This window comes from Cognataquiflexum rubidum (assembly GCF_022538115.1).
In the GTDB taxonomy this organism is placed as follows: domain Bacteria; phylum Bacteroidota; class Bacteroidia; order Cytophagales; family Cyclobacteriaceae; genus Cognataquiflexum; species Cognataquiflexum rubidum.
Map to the genome: position 1 here is coordinate 57,449 of NZ_JAKZAL010000006.1, position 18,391 is coordinate 75,839.

Here is an 18,391-nt window from a genome sequence, read left to right on the forward strand (position 1 = left end):
AATGACCAAAAAAACCGGCAATCAAATTGTTATATTGGGCTTCCTCTTGGGGACAGCCCTTTTTTCTTGTGGGCAAAAAAAGCAGGAAACCATTGCCCCTTCTGTAGGATTGGTGAAAGAAATATCCTCACAAACTGCCCATATCGAAGAACCGTATTTTTTCACATCTCTTCAAGGCGACACGTATCTTTCTTGGATAGAAAAATCTGATTCTGTCAATATTTTTAAATTCTCTAAGTTGGAAGGGGATACCTTTTCCCCCGAAACCACCATTGCGCAAGGATCGGATTGGTTTGTCAATTGGGCGGATTATCCACAGATGTCAGCTTTTGTAGACGGTACTTTGATCGCCGCATTTTTACAGAAAAGCGGCGAAGGAACCTTTGCCTACGATGTCCGGATCAGCATTTCCAAAGATGGGAAGCTATGGTCTGAGCCCTTTGTCCTGCACGATGACAAGACCCAAACAGAACACGGCTTTGTTTCCATGGTCCCTTGGGGAGAAAATATGTTGGTGACTTGGCTTGATGGAAGAAATACCGGAGGTGGAGGTCACGACCATAGCCACGACCACGGTCACCATGGACAGATGACTGTCAGGGCAGCGGTATTGGATACTGAAGGGAAGAAAATAGACGAATGGGAACTGGACAACAGGGTTTGTGACTGCTGTCAGACGACCTCGGCCATGACTGAGGAAGGCCCGTTGGTGATCTTCAGAGACAGGTCCGAAACTGAAATCAGGGATTTGGGGATTGCAAAATTTGAAAACGGAAATTGGAAAGAAACGGCACCGGTTTATATGGATTTGTGGGAAATAGCCGCCTGTCCTGTCAATGGCCCAAGAGTCTCTGCCATAGGAAATCAGGTTGCTGTGGCTTGGTATACAGGTGCAAATGACAATCCTGAAGTGAAAGTTTCCTTTTCCGATGACAATGGAAAGTCCTTTGAAACGCCTACCAAAATCGACCTTGGGCAAACCCTTGGACGCGTGGACATTGAAATGATAGCCAAAGACAAGGCGATGGTGTGTTGGATGGAAGAGGGGAAGATTCTTGTCAGGTCGGTGGATTCCTCCGGCAAATTGGGTAATCCGATTCAAGTGGCTACCTCATCCGACAAAAGAAGCAGTGGTTTTCCCCAAATGGCCAAAAACGGAAATACCCTTTGGTTTGCCTGGACGGATGATTCCGGGGAACTTAGAAAGGTCAAAGTCGCAAAAATGCCAATTTAATAGTTGGTATCAGTTCTAGAAACCACCCCTAAAAGCATTTCCATTTTTCCCTTAAAGTCAATAATCCGTTCTGAAGGATATAAATACTCTGCTTTTAGCAATTGCACATAGGCGGCTTTGTATTTTTGCTCATCAAATTTTTTGACCGCATCATTATAATATTGCAACCCTGCCAATTCACGGAGTCCGATTTTTTCGAATAGGGTATTGGATTCATTTTTGGAAAAAAACGATCCCACCTCAACAGGCTTCAGGTTGGCAGATTTAGATGAATGAATGATAAAACTGTTCAGAAATCCCAAAGTCTCCTGCTCTCCCAAGATCAGTCCTTCAACTGCAAAAGTACTTTCTATGATAAACGGGGTTTTCTTAAATATTCCTTGGATGAATACGTGCTCTTCAGTTTCGATGATCTCATATGGAATATCAAACCGGTTTAAGAGCAGGGCATAAACAGCAGTACCCGTGACGCAGTCATAAATTCCCTGATCAATAGTCTTTGAGAAGTTGGCGTTTTTTTGGTATTCTTTCAAAAGATGTTGTTGTGCAAGAAAAAAAACATCCGACAGGATTCTAAGGCTTTTTCTCTTCCTGGTGGGTATCCTATCCAAATCCGATACGACTTGGTTCCAATTTGTCAGGGAAAGTTTTTCATTTGGATAAAGTGATTGGAGCAATAAAAATGGATTATTCTGATGGTTAAAAAGTAGTTTTCTTTCAGAAGTATTGTCAAAAACAGGAAGAATCAAATGGTCAATTTTATCTTGAGAGCTAGCAGAGAAGCTAACCAATAGCAGAGATAACAGTATCGTTGACAATTTTTTCATTTACTTTGAGGAGCATATGGTAACATTCGGTTAATCCAAAATTAACAATAAATTAATATTAAGGAAATAAATGATCAAAAACTTAACATTAAAATAACATTGAAAATTAAGTATTGTAAAAAATGCACTTTCTGAAAAGGATTTTGGATTGTGTGTTGAAATGAAGCAGCGCTAAAAATTGGACAAGAAGCTCTAAAAACATTCAGGCTTTACTCTTAATCAATTGGAGCATGAATTATGATGGACTTAATTCTGAATTCTGAATTCTTAACTCAACACTTTCCTCCTCAATTCTTAAATCTTGCTTCTCGCTTCTTGCCTCTCGGCTCTTTTTCCTTTGCCCCAATCTCCCGTCTCAAATCTCTTGCCTCACGTCTTATTGATGGTGATAAGGTTCATTCTTCAGAATCGTAAAAGCCCGATACAGTTGCTCCACAAAAAATACCCGGACCATTTGGTGGGAAAAGGTCATTTTGGAAAGAGAGATTTTGCCGTTTGCCCTTTGGTAGACTTCTTCTGAAAATCCATAAGGCCCGCCGATGACAAATATCAACTGCTTCAAACCTGAATTCATTTTCTTTTGGAGATAGTCCGAAAAATCCACTGACGAATATTGCTTTCCCTGTTCATCGAGTAACACCAACTCATCTGAAGTCTGCACTTTTTTCAGAATCAGTTCTCCTTCTTTTTCCTTTTGGGAGGCTTCGCTGAGGTTTTTGGAGTTTTTGAGATCGGGCATGATTTCCAACTCGAACTTGATATAAAACCCCAAGCGCTTGCTGTATTCCTCCAATAGCATCTGAATGGCGGCATGGTCTGTTTTGCCGACGGCGATAAGTCTGATCTGCATCCTGCAAAATAATTAAAGCTTAACCGAATAATCTGGATTTTGGAAATAATTGTGAAGAAGGATTCATGTTAAGCAGGTAGGGCAGGTTGGATAATTAGTAAACTAATGAGATATTTAAAAAACTTAAATATGGAATTAATCAGAACATTTCACCCAATTGGGCAAGGAGCTTTTTACTCTGAAAGACATTATATAAGGGGAACTGAATTTACGATTGTATATGACTGTGGATCAACAACTCTCCAAGGAAAAAAATTTGAAAGGAAAATTAAGTCCACTTTTCCCAAAGACCATTCAATTGATGTTTTATTCATTTCACACTTTCATGCTGATCACATTAATGGAATTGAAATTCTTGCCAAGCATTGTAATATAAAAAAAGTTGTTCTACCTCTTATTGACAACACTGCAAAAACACTATTGAAAGTTGCAAACTTGATTGAAAATAATTTTTTAGATACAAGATTAATTGATGATCCGGATGAATTTTTCGGTAAGGATATTCCAATAATTAGAATTGAAACGAATAATTTCGATCAAGAATCAGTAGAAATTAACACTAATATTTCAATAAATATTTCTGAAGTAAAGAATTCTGAAAATTTTCCAAGTGGAACTGTATTTAAATCTTTTTTGAATAATGATTGGCTATTCATTCCGTTCAATTATGAACATCAAGTAAGGGAAAAACAATTTGAAAAAGCAATCAAAAATGAAGGTCTTTCTTTAGTTGAAATAGACAGTATAAACAAAATCATTAAAAACAAAAGTATTATCATCAAAGCATATAAAGATGTTGACGGTGATCTTAATAAGAATTCAATGATTTTGTTTTCTGGTAAAAAAATGAGTGATCGAATTCATTGCTTTGATCATAATACTCACTTTTATTTTATCCGACATTTAGATTTTCAAAGTGGTTGTTTGTATTTAGGGGATATTGATTTGAATGAACCAAATATTGTTAAGGATATTAATTCAAAATTAAAACAATTCTTGCCTTTCATTGGAACATTGCAAGTTCCCCACCACGGTTCTATTCACAATTTTGTTGGATCAATTTTACAGAAGGATGTTTGTGCTGTAATTTCTTTTGGTACAACAAACACCTATGGACATCCATCAGACAGAGTTCTTGGTGAGATAATAGCGAACCAATTATATCCTCGAATGGTGACAGAAAATCAAAAATCAATTGTAATTCAATGGAAACCATCTAGTTAAAAAGCCAAGATTATATTGATTTCAATTTTTTAACTGTTTGAATGATCAGGACAACTTCCCCATTTAGGCTTATTTTCATCAGTTAATGGTGAACCCGTTGAAAAATCCTTGGGTTCTGAAGAAATATTTTTCACACACCATCGAGAAATATCTTGGTTGAAAATATAGTTTTTAGAAAAAATTGAGGTTAAATCTTTTACGTTAATAACATTCCAATTCCCGATAGGCTGATTGAATTTGGAGCAGTGAAATACCCAACTCATGTCAACAACATTTCTAACATCCCAATCCCCTATTGGTTGGTCGAATTTGGAATCATAAAACAACCCATTCATATTAACAACATTACCTACATCCCAATTCCCAATGGGTTGGTTAAATTGGGATTCAGAGAACATCCTACTAATATCTTTAACATTACCAACATTCCAATTTGAAAGAGGTTGGTTAAATGGGGATTCACGAAACATCCAACTCATATCTGTTACCTTAGCAACATCCCAATTATTAATCGGTTGATTAAAGGGTGTATTTGAAAACATTCCACTCATATTAGTAACCTTACTTACATTCCATTTTACTATTGGTTGGTTAAAGGGTGTGTTTGAAAACATATTCTCAAAATTTAAAACATTACTTACATCCCAATTTTTTATAGAATGGTTGAAAGGAGAATCAGAAAACATAAAACTCATATTATTAACTTTACTAACATTCCAATCTCCGATAGGTTGATTAAAGGAAGAGCCAAAAAACATATCATTCATATTTTCAACATTAGATACATCCCAATTATCTATTGGTTGGTTGAAGGGCGATCTTGAGAACATGTTACTCATATTTTTTACATTGCCGACATTCCAATTATTAATGGTTTGATTAAAGTGTTTGAATTCTTGATTTCGTTGAGGAATAGATATGGAAAACATATAACTCATATCGATTACGCTGCTCACATCCCAGTTTCCAAGAGGTGAATTGAATCTTGAATCCCAAAACATTCCTTTCATGTCTTTCACATTACTAACATCCCAACTTCCAATTGGTTGGTTGAAATTTGAAGAACGAAACATCTGATTCATACTTTGGACTTTACTAACATTCCAATTATTTATAGGTTGATTAAAAACACTATAACGAAACATCCAATTCATATCAATAACATTTCTAACATCCCAATTCTCTATGTTTTGGTTGAATTTCGAATCTCTAAACATCCCTTTCATTTTTGTGACATTACCAACATCCCAATTACCAATGGGTTGATTAAAGTCTGAATCCTCAAATAATGCCTCCATATTGGTAACCAAAGTGGTACAAAGTTTACTCATATCGCATCCTTCCTTTAATCTTTTTCTAAGTAAATTAGAATCAACTACCTCGTATTCCACGCCATCAACTTGTTGTCTGAATCCTACATGACAATTGGGGGAACATTTAATGGTGATTGAATTGGTATCAAGATAAATTCTTGGAGTTATTAGATTTGAATTTTCCATTTTCTTTTAATCAAGTCAATATGAAATTACTTTTTCCTCAAGTATTGTCAAAAAACATTCAATGAATATTTTATTCCACGTCTCCTAAATCATCCAATTCTGCAAGATTTTGTCTGTTATTTCGCCTTTCCACAACTCTAAAAGTGTAATTTCATTAATAAACAACTACTTTTTAAGATTGAAATAACTTGCTTTTCTAGAAATCAAAACTTTCCAACTCTCCCGCAGAGTTTTTTAAACACCCTTTAGAGTTGCTTCTCACCTTATTCTTTTCCATTAGAACAATACTTTCCCAAATCCAATCCATCATTTTTCTGCGCCAGTCAGCGCAATCTGCGGGAGCTATGATTTGATACCGTCCAAATAAATCATTCCTTTAAACAGCCCTTTTTCGTAAACAAACAGTCATATACTGTAAGCCAAAATCCCCTAACAAAATTTCACAAATAATTGAAAAACAATAGGATACGTTTTGGGCTTTATAATTCCTAACCAAAACTTTTATTACCATGAAAAAATTATTTGCAGTTGCGATGTTGTTCTGTTTTATCCTAACATCATCATTCACATTGAACAAGAATGCCACTTTGAACCCGGAAGCAGATATCGTTGATCTTGCGGTTCAGACCGAGTTCCTTTCCACCTTGGTAGCCGCTGTCAAAGCCGGTGACTTGGTTGGCGTATTGAAGGGTGATGGCCCTTTCACTGTTTTCGCTCCTACCAATGATGCTTTCGCCAAACTTCCTGCAGGAACAGTGGAGAATCTTTTGAAGCCTGAAAACAAAGCCCAATTGGTAGCTGTATTGACTTACCACGTAGTTCCGGGAAAAGTCTATTCCAAAGACCTGAAAAACGGAATGAAGGCTAAAACTGCCCAAGGTTCTGAAGTAACTATTACTTTGAAAGATGGAAAAGCCATGGTAGATAATGCTACTGTTACCGTTGCTGACATCGAAGCTTCCAATGGTGTGGTTCACGTGATTGACACGGTGATTTTGCCGAAAATGTAACGAGTCGACGGACCACGGTCGACGGACGACAGCCACTTGAATTGAAATCAATTATTCAAATCCAAAGTGGCAGATTTTAAATATCAATTCGAAAAAGGCCTGATTCAAACCGAATCAGGCCTTTTGTTTTATTTGTATGTACGCTTACTTGCCACTTACCAAATAAAATCTTGGATTGAAGTCCATTTGCAGCAGCTCCGCCACGGCGGACAAGTGTGGGCTGTCGTCCATGGACTATGGTCTCTTTACTTTTTCACCTCCGCCGTGGCTATTTTGCCTGCGGGCTGTTCAGGAAGAAATCCTTTTCTTCTGAGGATGGCTTCCAAAAATTTCCTTTCATTCTCCGTGTTAAAGATTTTGAAAGGAAGGTATATGAATTGGGCTTTGGACATTGTCAGGATATACGCATCTTTTGTCAGGTCCACCTTTTTGATCAGGTCCCATTTGATGGGCATCCCCTGTTGGACGTTGAGTTTCATCAATATCTGCCTACTGTCAATCTCATAGGACATTTTTTCGAAGATGACCTTGTTCTGTTCCATTTGGGTTACACCTGCAAATTGGATTACCCAAAAAAGCCAATATAATGCATAGGCAAGTATTGCCATGCTGATCCACCACCAAGATGCAATCCAAAAATAACCGCAACCTATGGCGATGGCGATCAAGACGACCCACCATTGTTCTTTGAGGATATTGGTCAATCCCAACTTGATATAGGTTCCTGTTTCTAATTGATATTTTTTTGTTTTGACTATCATTACTTAATTTTTTTCGTGCGCAAATATCTAATGATATCCCTTATTTCACAAGCTAAACAGGAAACCAATTGATTTTTTTAAAAATTCTTAAATCAATATTGTCTTTGAAGAGTTAATTCATTGACTTCTACATGGTTTTGTAGTAAATTGATTCAAATTTCTCTGAATATGAGTAGCTTAATAGTTGATTTGGTCCTTTGTGGAGTTGCCTACGTGGTGCTGATTTATTTTGTGGCTACTATGACCAAGTCTAATCTTGGGCGAAATACGGACAGCAGTGACGATGGTGATGGGGGCGTAGAAGACTTCACCCCACCAAAAATCGATTTGCCTCCGGGGGTAATTTGGCCTACAGATTCTCCTACAAAAAAAGCGCCGAGAGAACCCATGGAGGTTTGACTCAGTTGCATTTGTCGCAGACTCCCTGGATCAAAAGACTTACTTCTTTATTGATATATCCTTCAGGCAAAGTGATTTTTGGCAAACTCACTTCTTCGATACAAATGGTTTTACCACATTTTTCGCATTTGAAATGAACATGCTCGTGGTCATGACGGTGCTCTCCGGCATGGGAATGTGAACACAACGCATATTTGGTCGCCCCACTGTCATCAAGGACTTTATGGACGAGGTCATTGTCTAAAAAAGTCTTCAAAGTCCTGTAAATCGTTACCCTGTCAAAGTCTTTTTGCAAAACCTCTTCGAGATCGGAATGGGAAAGCGCCACCTGCCTTTCCAAAAAAGTCTTTAAAACTTCCTGTCTACAATTGGTAATACGCAAACTGTGTTCCTGAAGGAGTTGAAGAGGGCTGTTGGACATCGTTTTGAAATATGTTTGGGTAAAAATAGGGACTTAGGACCATAACACAAAAAAAGGCCAAACTTGTTCAGCTTGGCCTTTTCTCAAGATTATTTATTATCCATTTTTATTCTTGTCACTTCAATATTAAAGAAATGATGGTTTTTGAACCAATATCCATCAATATCCAATATCAATGAATATCAAATCCATTTTGGTAAGAAGCTTAAATCAATTACCCTGTATCATTTCAAATTAGTTCATGCCTCCTATTTTGGATCCAGTATCTTATTGATTCGTTCCAAAGCATCTTCCAAATGGAGTTTGGATACTTTGTCGGAAGTTCTTGGAATGGCTGCAGTGATCTGTCTTTTCAAAGTATTCAGTTCACCCCTCGCCATCGGCCTGATGTCAGATTGGGAAGCGTTGATCTGCGGTCCAACAAAGGCTCTGAACTGTGCAGGAAGATTTGGTTCGTTTCCGGTTAGCAACAATTCCAAACGCTCGATATGGGCTCTCTGAAGACTCCTTCTGTGGACATCGATTGTTTTGCCGGAAGGCAACTCGCTCCATATTCCTCCACGCAGGTCATCAAACAGCTCCACCATGGTGTAGGCATTTTTACCATTTAGGGCTTCGTTTTCGATCATTCTTCCAAGTCTACCCCATTCCAGGATTCCATTCAAAGTGGTGACTTGCACTCCGCGGATTCTTTCCAATGCTCCAAAATCACCCGTCCTCTCAATGATTTTTTCATCCATCAGCCATGTAGGCGTGGCAAACAATTCTTTGTTTATAAACTGAACGGCACGTTTCTGCTTTGTCTTATCAGTATGAACATAGACGGCATCACCCTGGCCCGATGATTTGTAGAATTCATATACCCCGCCGACGTTGGTTCGGATGTGGCCCATGTACCTGTTGTACTGACCGATCACCTGACCGTACATTTCGTTGAGGTCGCTGTAGTCTTTGAATGGTTTGTCAGCTTCAGCAGTCCATTTCATCAGATTTGGAAGGATCACTTTCAGGTTTTTGATCCCGTAATCGGAAGCTTTCATGGCGTCATCACCCAAGTCTTCACTTTGGCTGCTTGGATCATAGTTGTTGCCCTGACGTCCAAAACGGTAAACAGGATCTCCCTGCTTGGCCAAAATCCACTTGTCCAAAGTAGGTTGCTCTTCTTCGGGAGTTTTGGCTTCCAAGATAGGTCTGTAACCCCATGCTATGGAGTACTTATCATAAGGTCCTACATCCGGCATCAGGCTGACATTGTCATCTCCCGGCTGCGCGATATAGTTGAATCTCGCATAATCCATGATGGAAGGTGCTGTTCCAAATTCTTTGGTGAAAGTTGCGGAACGCAAAGAATCCACCGGATAAGCATGTGATGAAGCAAAATTATGCGGGAGACCCAAAGTATGTCCCACCTCGTGGGAGGATACAAACCGGATCAACCTGCCCATGACTTCTTCCCTGAAGTTGACACCCCGGGCTTCTGGATTGACTGCTGCGGTTTGGATAAAGAACCAGTTTCTGAGCAGGTTCATCACATTGTGGTACCAGCCGATATCTGATTCGATGATCTCTCCCGACCGCGGATCAGACACGTGTGGTCCGTATGCATTTTGGATGTCCGAGGCAAAATACCTGATGACAGAATACCTCGCATCTTCAGGACTCCAATCAGGATCTTCTTCTTTGGTAGGTGCGTCTTTGGCAAGAATGGCGTTTTTGAATCCTGCTTCTTCAAAAGCCTTCTGCCAATCTTCAATTCCCTGCTTCAGGTAAGGTCTCCATCTTTCAGGCGTGGCAGGATCGATATAAAACACAATCGGTTTCTTTGGCTCGACCAATTCACCTCTTTTGAATTTCTCATAATCTTCTTCCTTCACTTCCAATCTCCAACGGTCTAGGAAAGTCCTTCTCGCGGCTTTTTGCTCGTCAAGCCCATAATCTACCACAGAGCGGCTAAACCATCCCACACGTCTGTCCGAAAGACGTTGCATCATGGGATCTTTTGGCAACAGTACCATGGAAGAGTTCATCTCTACAGTAATCAAACCTGTACTCGCATTGGATGGCGGTTCGGTAGCGGCATAGGTCATGACATACCGGGCTTCGATATTGATCGGATAGGTGCTGATACGCTCGATGTAGGAGCGCTCATTGTCCAACCGGGTCACTTTATATTCCGTTCTTCTGTTTCGAGGCAAACCGATTGCCTGAACGTCCTTATTGAATAAATCCGTCACTTCGATGACCACTCCTTTGCCGTCTTTGGCTTTGGCCTTGACGTCAAATTTTTGGAGAATCGGTTCCAGGTTGGAGCTTTTTACGGCAGTGAATATCGGTAAAGAATCAGCGGCAGTGTTGCTGTAAGAAACCACTTTCAGCAGTACGTTGTCTCCGTTTTGATCCCATCTGACGAGCAAAGTGTTTGTCCTTTCACCTCCATAGCCGATCCCGTCTGCGGTCTTGGCAATGGTCGTGACGATGAGCATTTCTCTCCCGATCAGGGTATCGGGGATTTCATAGAAATATTTCCCTTCCAATTCATGGACTTTAAACAATCCGTCTTTTGACTTTGCTTTGTCGGTAATGACTTCGGCGTAAGGTTTTGGCCCTGTCTTCGGTGGTGCCGGTCTTGCAGGTGCCGGAGTTGCCGCCGCAGGGGCGTTTTTGGAATCTTTTTTCTTTTTCTTTTGGGCAAATGCCTCGTCACCGACGAAGACCATTCCCATCAAAAGAAGAAACGTCAATCCCTTTCGTAAATACATTTGGGTAAACTTCTTCATGTGTTATATAGTTGACTTGATAATTAACTTTTGAAATTAACCCGTAATTCAGGGCTTTTCTTAAATTCAAAGGCCGAAATTTGATAAACGGCAATTCATTCCATTTAAAAGGCGCGACAGTTTTATGCAGCATTCAGACATAATCATTATTGGTGGAGGCTTGGGGGGATTGATCGCTGCACACCAATTGGCGAAAAACGGAAGGGAGGTTTTGCTCATTGAAAAAAAATCTTACCCTTTTCACCGTGTCTGCGGAGAATATATTTCCAATGAAGTCAAAGATTTTTTACTCAAGGAAAATCTATTCCCTCAGGAAATAGATCCTTCCGTCATCACCAAGTTTCAGCTGAGTTCCATCAAGGGAAACGTGGCCAATATGCCCTTGGACCTAGGAGGCTTCGGCATCAGCAGGTATGCGTTTGATTTGTTTTTGTTCCAAAAAGCATCAGCTGCAGGGGTAAAATTTCTGCTCCAGACGCAGGTGGAGGAAGTTGGATTTGAGCCAAAAGAAAACAGGTTTTTTCTCAAACTCAATAAAGGCAATTCCCTGTCAGCAAACCATGTCATTGGCGCTTTTGGCAAAAGATCCAAAGTGGACAAAGCTATGGACAGGCCTTTTATGCATCAGCGGAGTCCATTTATCGGAGTCAAGTACCACGTCAAAACGGACTTTGATCCGAATACCGTCGCCCTGCATAATTTTGAGGGGGGATATTGTGGCCTAAACCAAGTGGAAAAAGGGATTTTTAATCTTTGTTATTTGGGTTCCAAAGAGCAGCTCCGACATTATGGAAGCATTCCTGAAATGGAAAAACAGGTACTCCACAAAAATCCCCATCTCAGGCAAATTTTTCAAAACAGTGAGTTCCTTTTTGACAAACCGGAAGTCATCAACGAGATCAATTTTTCACCCAAGCAACCAGTCGAAGACCATATCCTGATGGTCGGAGATGCAGCAGGATTGATTACTCCGCTCTGCGGCAATGGCATGGCGATCGCGATCCACACAGGCAAATTGGCTGCGGAAGCCATTCTTTTTAACAAGGAAAGAATTCAGATTGAAAGCCAATACCGCGCCCAATGGAACCGCATTTTCAGAACCAGACTGTGGATCGGCAGAAAAGTGCAGTGGCTTTTTGGGTCAAAAGCAGTTTCAGAATTTTCAGTAGGACTGATCAAAAGTTCCCCTTTTGTGGCAAAAGAGATTATGAAAAGGACACATGGGGAAAGATTTTAAATCAAAGCCTTGGATGTTAGGAATGACACTAGTTAATCAACTGTCTTTCTCCAATCAAATCGATACTGATTGATATTGGGATATTAAAGATATTGATCTTAAAACCAATGCAACGTTTTGATTTCAAACTTGAGAAATTAACTTATAGCCTGCAAAATCTGCGTATTCTCTAAGAAATACCAAGCAAAGAAGATATTCAACGCAATGGCAGATATCCTGTTCATCCACATGGTCCAGGTATAGTTGGTGTATTTTTCCTCGTCTTTTTGGACAAAGTAAAACCAGACCAGAAAAAACAAAATCACCGGAAGCATGGCGCCTAGGAATCCATAAAAGGCGCTTTCCTGATTCCTGCTTAAGAAAAACCAGCTGAAGCAGATTCCCGTCACCAAAAACCAGACGCTTGAAAAAACAAATGTTCCTTTTTTACCCAATTTTAGACTCAGCGTGATATCCCCTCTTTTGGAATCTTCTTCGTGTTGATAGACTTGGGTCAGGGGATAAGAACCCCACAGCATCAGACTGGACAGCAAGCCCGGAATCAAGACGTGGCTTTTGGAAAATACCTCCCAACCAAAATCACTCAATCCCGCATAAGCCATACAGAAAGTGAAGCATCCCTGAAAGAACCCTGCGACCACCCAACTTACATAGGCATACTTTTTGAGTCTGATGGAGGGATGGCTGTAAGCCATGGACACGAGGCTATACACGAGCAGCATGCTGCTGAATTGCCAATTGATCATCAAACCAAGCGCCAGGGAAACCAAAAAAAACGCCAAAGAAAGAAAATAAAGCCCTTTGGTGACTTTGGGCGGGTTGCGCAGACCACCGATGCTTTTTTCGTCCTTGTCAAAATAAGAATTGTAACCATTGCTCGAAGGGTAAAGAAACAAGTGCAAAGCTACCAGCACAATCAGCATCCTTTCGGGATTGTGGTTGGGTGTAAAAGCCAGAGCAAAAATGAATATCGGGAGGAGATAGAAGGAAAATGGAATTCTGAGGTGTTTCCAACTTGATAGTTTAAACATAAATAAATTTAGATTTTTAACTTTTAGGGTAAGGGATGGTTATCTTTCAGGTATCCCAAGTTAGAAAAAATAAGTGTAACTTAAATTTAATGAACAACCACATCGTAAGCATTGGCACAGCCAACCCAGGAAATCCTGTTCCCCAATTTCAGATCGGGGAATTTATGAAAATGGCCCATGGCTTGGATACTCAGGAATCAAGGAAATTAAATTTTGTATACCGGCAAACGGGAATAGAAAATAGATTCAGCGTGATTGAAGACTTCAATTTTGTCAATCCCGAAAAATTCAGCTTTTTTCCAAAAAACAAGGAATTGGAACCCTTCCCCTCCACCAAAATGAGGATGGGACTTTTTGAAAAATCAGCTTTGACTCTTGCAACAAGGGCCGTTGATGATTGCCTTTCCAAAACCCATATCCAAGCCAAAGAAATCACACATTTGATTTTGGTCTCCTGCACAGGCATGTTTGCGCCGGGCTTGGACCTGGAGATTATCCACGCCCTCGGTTTCCGAAATGACGTGGAGCGGTATGCCATCCATTTTATGGGTTGCTATGCGGCTTTCAATGCCATCAAGTTGGCAGACCGCATCTGTGACAGCGATCCCGGTGCCAAGGTGCTTGTACTCGCAATTGAGCTTTGTACCATCCATTTTCAGAAGGACTACACGGAGGACAATCTTTTGGCAAATGCCATATTCGGAGATGGCGCTGCGGCGGCATTGGTGAGACGCCAACCGGTCGGATTGAAGATCAAAAAATACCACAGCCGGGTTTTCAAAGAAGGCGAAAGCGACATGGCTTGGTCTATCGGGGATTTTGGTTTCGAAATGAGACTGAGCAAATATGTTCCTGACCTGCTGCACAAAGGTCTGAATGAGATTCTTGGCTACTTGGAGGAAGTTTTTCAATTGTCCAAAATCAAAAATTTTGCAATCCACCCGGGCGGAAAGCAGATTTTACAGAAAGTGGAAAATGCCTTCCAAATCACACCCGAGCAGAATTTATACTCTCACGATATTTTGAAGGCTTTTGGAAACATGTCCTCGGCAACCATTTTATTTGTTTTGAAAAAATGGCTCCTCGATTCGGAATCCAAGGGTGATATTTTGGCAATGGGATTTGGCCCTGGGTTGACTTTGGAGACGCTTTTGTTGGAAAAATAATGGGAAAGTTCGATCAGCGCTGCTACGACAAAGAGATCATGGATGACCTGGAAGTTGGGGGAGAAATTCTGAAGCAGACATTGCGCGAGCTCCGCACCATCAACCGTTTTTTGGGAGGCAATCATGTTACCACCTCAGGATTGGAGATTCTTTTGGAACGTGACAAAAACCGCAAATATACCATTGCAGACATCGGTTGTGGCGGCGGCGACATGCTGCGGGTCATGGCAGATTGGGCTTCAAAGAATGGATATGACTGCCAGTTTGTAGGAATAGATGCCAATGACCATACGATAGGTATGGCAAAAGAGAATTTGAAAAATTATCCCAATGTCAGTTTTTTGACACAGAATGTGTTTGACAGGGAGTTTGAAAACATCAAAGTGGACGTCTTTACCTGCACACTTTTTACGCATCATTTTACCGATGAGGAACTAATTGTGCTGATGAGGGTTTTTAAAAGGGGTGCTTCTTTGGGCATTATCGTCAATGACCTTCACCGTCATCCCTTGGCGTATTACAGCATCAAGGTGCTGACCAGACTGTTTTCCAAATCCCCCATGGTCCAAAATGATGGGCCACTCTCGGTTTTGAGGGGTTTTTCAAGAAAAGACATCAAGCGTGTTTTACAAAAAGCAGGAATGGGGGCATTTAATATCCAATGGAATTGGGCATTCAGGTGGAGGGTAATTTGCAGATTCTCTTAGATTTGCACCAAAATCATATTGAAAACCAAAATTTAATGATGCATGGAAGAGTACGGAATTGATTTAAAGACCTTGGATTTGATCAAACAGCAAGCCGTGGACCTTGCTTTTTCTATCGGACCAAAGCTGATTCTCGGACTCATTATTTACCTAGTGGGTAGGTATTTGATAGGCTTAGTCCAAAAAATCATGGGCAAAGCTTTTGATAAGTCAGAGGTGGATCCTTCCCTTGCGACTTTTCTGAAGAGTTTTGCAAAAGCCATCCTGTGGATATTGTTGCTGATCAGCATTGCCACTACGATGGGAGTCGAGATGACCTCTTTTGTGGCTATTCTTGGTGCGGCCGGTTTGGCCGTCGGTCTTGCTTTGCAAGGTTCACTCTCCAATTTTGCCGGGGGAGTATTGATCCTGATGTTCAAGCCATTCAAAGTGGGAGATACCGTAGAGGCACAGGGAACTACCGGAGAAGTGGAGAGTATTGACATCCTGTATACCAAAATCAAAAATTTTGATAACAAACTCGTGACTCTTCCCAATGGGATTTTGGCCAATAACCTGATCATCAATTATTCCGAAAAATCCACTCGAAGGGTCGATATGAAAGTGGGTATTGCCTACGGAACAGACATCAAAAAGGCACGAAAAATCATCCTCGAGGTGTTGGATAAAGACGAAAGAATCCACAAAGACCCCGAACCAGTTGTTCACTTTAACAATTTTGGGGACAATTCTTTGGACCTTACCATCAGGTCTTGGGTCAATACAGAAGATTTATGGCCTGTGTATTGGGAAAATATGGAAGCTATCAAGGAGGGATTTGAAGCAAACCAAATTGGGGTTCCTTATCCCCAAAGAGATGTCCATCATTTTTATCCCGAAGGACAGAAATAAAAAAAGGCCGGAGAAACCGGCCTTTTTTATTTCTATGGACTAAGGTCTATTTTCTATAAACTTCCAGCTATCAATCCATCAATCAAATTGCACAGAAACTGTCTTGCCATCATGGGTGACGGAAGCGATTTTGTCGCATTCTCCATTGCCATAATCAATCAGGTACTTGGAATCGGCATTGACGGTCAATTCTAAATTTCCTGAGGACGGGACCCAATTTCCTTTATCGGTGCAGGATTGGATAAAAACGAGCTTTTTCTCAATGCTTGTCCTAAATGGGATACCAAGTCTAGTCTTGCCTCCGGCACCACCAGTCACCTCGAGTTTAAATCCATTTGAGTCTATTGGTAGGAATAGTTTCTTAATATGTTCTCCTTCCAAAGTCGCAAATGTTCCATCCGGCCAGGTAACTTTTCCAGCAGAAATAACTGTTTGGAACAAGAAAAACTTTCCTTCTGCATTGAACCCTTCGAAGATGAGCCTCCGTCGTCCCTCTATTTTGAGACCATTCACTTCATAGCCATCAAATGCGATGGTTATCTCTGTATTGGAATCAAAGGAAAGCGCAGAATAATAAATCATGATTTTGCCTTTTCGTGTGATCCCTTTGGGACTTTTACAACCTGCCCCAAAATTGATGACGATTGCTTTGTTGTTGGGGAAAAAATCAACTTTTGTATCCGCGCAAAAATCGCTTTGGATATCCATGGTAGTTCTGAGACCAAGACCGTTGCTTTGCATCGCAGAGAGGGTAAAAAAGTCTGCTTCATCAAAAGCGGCATTAACCTGTGCCTCCTCTTTCAGGACGGCGTTGTCCTGCTGGGGCAATAGTTCTTCTGTTTGTTCACAAGAAAAAATCAAAAAGATTATTCCTAGGGCAAACAGGAAAGTAGGGATTTGTGGGTGTTTTACTTTCATGGGGATTAAGTTTTGTGCTGAAAGTAACGTAAAAAAAATCAATTGGTTATTCAGTTCAAAGGGATTTTTTTTCAGTTTTTTTGTCCTTAGTCCCTGAATTTGAGGCACATCCAATATTCTTGGTAAGAGATACATTTTCATGTATACCACCAAAACCCTCTGAAAAATCCCATTCGTCGGCCAAAGTCTCTTTTTGGGCTTTTTGTTCTTGATCAGGTTTTTTCCTCCCCATATTTTTAACCTATATCGGCCATTTATCCTTGAAGGTTTCTCCGTTCAGAAAATCCGCTAATTCGTAAGCACCCAACAAACAAGTTTCAAGTTCGATTCCAATTTGGTCTTTGTCAAGATCCTGGCCGATGATGACGAGTTCATTCATCCGATCTCCGAAGTTTTTGTCCCATTTGGAGTCAATATATTCCCTGTTTTCCACATAGGAAGGGTACGTCATTCTTTCTTTGTATGGCATACTAGCCCACCAGACGCCAACTGGATCTGCCTTGACCGAACCGCCTGCCTGCGACCAAGAGATGGCTTGGTCTTTTCTTGAAGCGATATAAAAAAGTCCTTTGCTGCGGATGATCCCCGAAGGCCATGTTTCGGTGATATAAGTCCAAAACCGCTGAGGGTGAAAAGGTCTTTTGTCTCTGAATACAAACGAAGAAATCCCATATTCTTCTGTTTCGGGAGTATGATGGCTTTTTTCAAGTTCCGCCTGCCAGCCTGCAGATTGAGAAGCTTCCTCAAAATCAAACAATCCCGTGTTGAGGATTTCCTTTGGATCAATTTTGCTATGGTCTGTGATGAGGATTTTCGCAGAAGGGTTAAGCTTTTGAAGGATGGCTTTCAATTCTTCTACCTGCAATTTTGCTACCAAGTCAGCCTTGTTGATAAGGATGACATTTGCAAACTCAATCTGATCGGTCAATAAATTGACAATGGAGCGTTGGTCCTCCTCATCGTCATTGAGGTTTTTAGAAAATACTGTTTCAGAACTCCCAAAATCCTTGAAAAAATTAAACGCATCCACCACAGTCACCATGGTATCAAGTTGACAGAACCGTGACAAGTCAATCCCTTTCTCTTCATCTACAAAGCTAAAAGTCTGGGCAACAGGCAGCGGTTCTGATATGCCCGTACTTTCTATCAACAAATAATCAAACCGGTTTTCCTTGGCAAGACGCTCCACTTCGATCATGAGGTCTTCCCTGAGTGTGCAGCAAATGCAGCCGTTGCTCATTTCCACCAGTTTCTCCTCGGTCCGGGAAAGGGTATTTTCTTGCCTGACAAGTTGTGCATCCACGTTTACATCACTCATGTCATTGACAATGACGGCTACTTTCAGTCCTTCTTTGTTGTGGAGAATGTGGTTGAGTAGGGTGGTTTTTCCGGCGCCTAAAAATCCGCTAAGCACTGTGACAGGCAATTTTTTCTTCATA

Annotated in this window: 18 protein-coding genes; 8 read left to right on the forward strand and 10 right to left on the reverse strand. The window is 40.7% G+C overall.

Going from position 1 to position 18,391, the window contains the following annotated elements; all coding sequences use genetic code 11:
* Window position 1 precedes the first annotated feature (1 nt).
* Window positions 2-1,234, forward strand: a complete 1,233-nt coding sequence (locus MMU05_RS08440; protein ID WP_241141240.1) for an exo-alpha-sialidase — start codon at window positions 2-4, stop codon at window positions 1,232-1,234.
* On the opposite strand, the gene MMU05_RS08445 is transcribed toward MMU05_RS08440, so the two are convergent.
* On the reverse strand, window positions 1,231-2,061 hold the full coding sequence (locus MMU05_RS08445; protein ID WP_241141241.1) for a hypothetical protein: 831 nt from the start codon (window positions 2,059-2,061) through the stop codon (window positions 1,231-1,233). The genes MMU05_RS08440 and MMU05_RS08445 overlap by 4 nt on opposite strands.
* A 376-nt stretch (window positions 2,062-2,437) precedes the next feature.
* A complete protein-coding gene (gene rlmH / locus MMU05_RS08450) occupies window positions 2,438-2,911 on the reverse strand; it encodes a 23S rRNA (pseudouridine(1915)-N(3))-methyltransferase RlmH (RefSeq protein WP_241141242.1) in 474 nt (157 codons plus the stop codon).
* Window positions 2,912-3,040: 129 nt separating this feature from the next.
* On the opposite strand from rlmH, the gene MMU05_RS08455 reads away from it, so the two are divergent.
* Window positions 3,041-4,135, forward strand: coding sequence for an MBL fold metallo-hydrolase (locus MMU05_RS08455; RefSeq protein WP_241141243.1), 1,095 nt, complete (start codon window positions 3,041-3,043; stop codon window positions 4,133-4,135).
* 29 nt (window positions 4,136-4,164) lie between these two features.
* Here the strand turns inward: MMU05_RS08455 and MMU05_RS08460 are convergent, their stop codons facing one another.
* Window positions 4,165-5,634 carry a BspA family leucine-rich repeat surface protein gene (locus MMU05_RS08460; protein ID WP_241141244.1) on the reverse strand — a complete coding sequence of 490 codons (1,470 nt, stop codon included), beginning with the start codon at window positions 5,632-5,634 and terminating at the stop codon, window positions 4,165-4,167.
* 509 nt (window positions 5,635-6,143) lie between these two features.
* On the opposite strand from MMU05_RS08460, the gene MMU05_RS08465 reads away from it, so the two are divergent.
* Window positions 6,144-6,644, forward strand: coding sequence for a fasciclin domain-containing protein (locus tag MMU05_RS08465; protein WP_241141245.1), 501 nt, complete (start codon window positions 6,144-6,146; stop codon window positions 6,642-6,644).
* Window positions 6,645-6,889: 245 nt separating this feature from the next.
* Here MMU05_RS08465 and MMU05_RS08470 read toward each other — a convergent pair whose 3' ends face one another.
* A complete protein-coding gene (locus tag MMU05_RS08470; RefSeq protein ID WP_241141246.1) occupies window positions 6,890-7,405 on the reverse strand; it encodes a YcxB family protein in 516 nt (171 codons plus the stop codon).
* A gap of 168 nt (window positions 7,406-7,573) precedes the next feature.
* Here MMU05_RS08470 and MMU05_RS08475 point away from each other — a divergent pair, with 168 nt between their 5' ends.
* Entirely contained in the window at window positions 7,574-7,804 is a 231-nt protein-coding gene (locus tag MMU05_RS08475; protein WP_241141247.1) for a hypothetical protein, read from the forward strand.
* Window position 7,805: 1 nt separating this feature from the next.
* Here the strand turns inward: MMU05_RS08475 and MMU05_RS08480 are convergent, their stop codons facing one another.
* Together MMU05_RS08480 and MMU05_RS08485 are read right to left on the reverse strand one after the other, a co-directional pair.
* On the reverse strand, window positions 7,806-8,225 hold the full coding sequence (locus MMU05_RS08480; protein ID WP_241141248.1) for a Fur family transcriptional regulator: 420 nt from the start codon (window positions 8,223-8,225) through the stop codon (window positions 7,806-7,808).
* Window positions 8,226-8,473: 248 nt separating this feature from the next.
* The gene (locus tag MMU05_RS08485; RefSeq protein WP_241141249.1) at window positions 8,474-11,002 is read right to left on the reverse strand and encodes a zinc-dependent metalloprotease; all 2,529 of its coding nucleotides are present in this window, start codon (window positions 11,000-11,002) and stop codon (window positions 8,474-8,476) included.
* A 124-nt stretch (window positions 11,003-11,126) separates the two neighbouring features.
* Between MMU05_RS08485 and MMU05_RS08490 the strand changes: the two genes are divergently transcribed.
* On the forward strand, window positions 11,127-12,239 hold the full coding sequence (locus MMU05_RS08490; protein WP_241141250.1) for an NAD(P)/FAD-dependent oxidoreductase: 1,113 nt from the start codon (window positions 11,127-11,129) through the stop codon (window positions 12,237-12,239).
* A gap of 137 nt (window positions 12,240-12,376) precedes the next feature.
* Here MMU05_RS08490 and MMU05_RS08495 read toward each other — a convergent pair whose 3' ends face one another.
* Window positions 12,377-13,270 (reverse strand): UbiA family prenyltransferase, encoded by an 894-nt coding sequence (locus tag MMU05_RS08495; RefSeq protein WP_241141251.1) that lies wholly within the window; start codon window positions 13,268-13,270, stop codon window positions 12,377-12,379.
* 89 nt (window positions 13,271-13,359) lie between these two features.
* Here MMU05_RS08495 and MMU05_RS08500 point away from each other — a divergent pair, with 89 nt between their 5' ends.
* From MMU05_RS08500 to MMU05_RS08510, 3 genes are read left to right on the forward strand one after another with little or no spacing between them, the layout of a single operon-like run.
* A complete protein-coding gene (locus MMU05_RS08500) occupies window positions 13,360-14,436 on the forward strand; it encodes a type III polyketide synthase (RefSeq protein WP_241141252.1) in 1,077 nt (358 codons plus the stop codon).
* Window positions 14,436-15,143, forward strand: a complete 708-nt coding sequence (locus MMU05_RS08505; protein WP_241141253.1) for a methyltransferase domain-containing protein — start codon at window positions 14,436-14,438, stop codon at window positions 15,141-15,143. The genes MMU05_RS08500 and MMU05_RS08505 overlap by 1 nt, the downstream gene beginning before the upstream one ends.
* Window positions 15,144-15,185: 42 nt before the next feature.
* Window positions 15,186-16,034, forward strand: a complete 849-nt coding sequence (locus tag MMU05_RS08510; RefSeq protein ID WP_241141254.1) for a mechanosensitive ion channel family protein — start codon at window positions 15,186-15,188, stop codon at window positions 16,032-16,034.
* A 78-nt stretch (window positions 16,035-16,112) separates the two neighbouring features.
* Here the strand turns inward: MMU05_RS08510 and MMU05_RS08515 are convergent, their stop codons facing one another.
* Genes MMU05_RS08515 through MMU05_RS08525 form a run of 3 tightly spaced genes read right to left on the reverse strand, consistent with a single transcriptional unit; the run spans window position 16,113 to window position 18,390 of the window.
* On the reverse strand, window positions 16,113-16,952 hold the full coding sequence (locus tag MMU05_RS08515) for a hypothetical protein (RefSeq protein ID WP_241141255.1): 840 nt from the start codon (window positions 16,950-16,952) through the stop codon (window positions 16,113-16,115).
* Between the two features lie 55 nt (window positions 16,953-17,007).
* Window positions 17,008-17,184 carry a hypothetical protein gene (locus MMU05_RS08520; protein ID WP_241141256.1) on the reverse strand — a complete coding sequence of 59 codons (177 nt, stop codon included), beginning with the start codon at window positions 17,182-17,184 and terminating at the stop codon, window positions 17,008-17,010.
* A 9-nt stretch (window positions 17,185-17,193) separates the two neighbouring features.
* Window positions 17,194-18,390, reverse strand: coding sequence for a GTP-binding protein (locus tag MMU05_RS08525; RefSeq protein ID WP_241141257.1), 1,197 nt, complete (start codon window positions 18,388-18,390; stop codon window positions 17,194-17,196).
* Window position 18,391 lies beyond the last annotated feature (1 nt).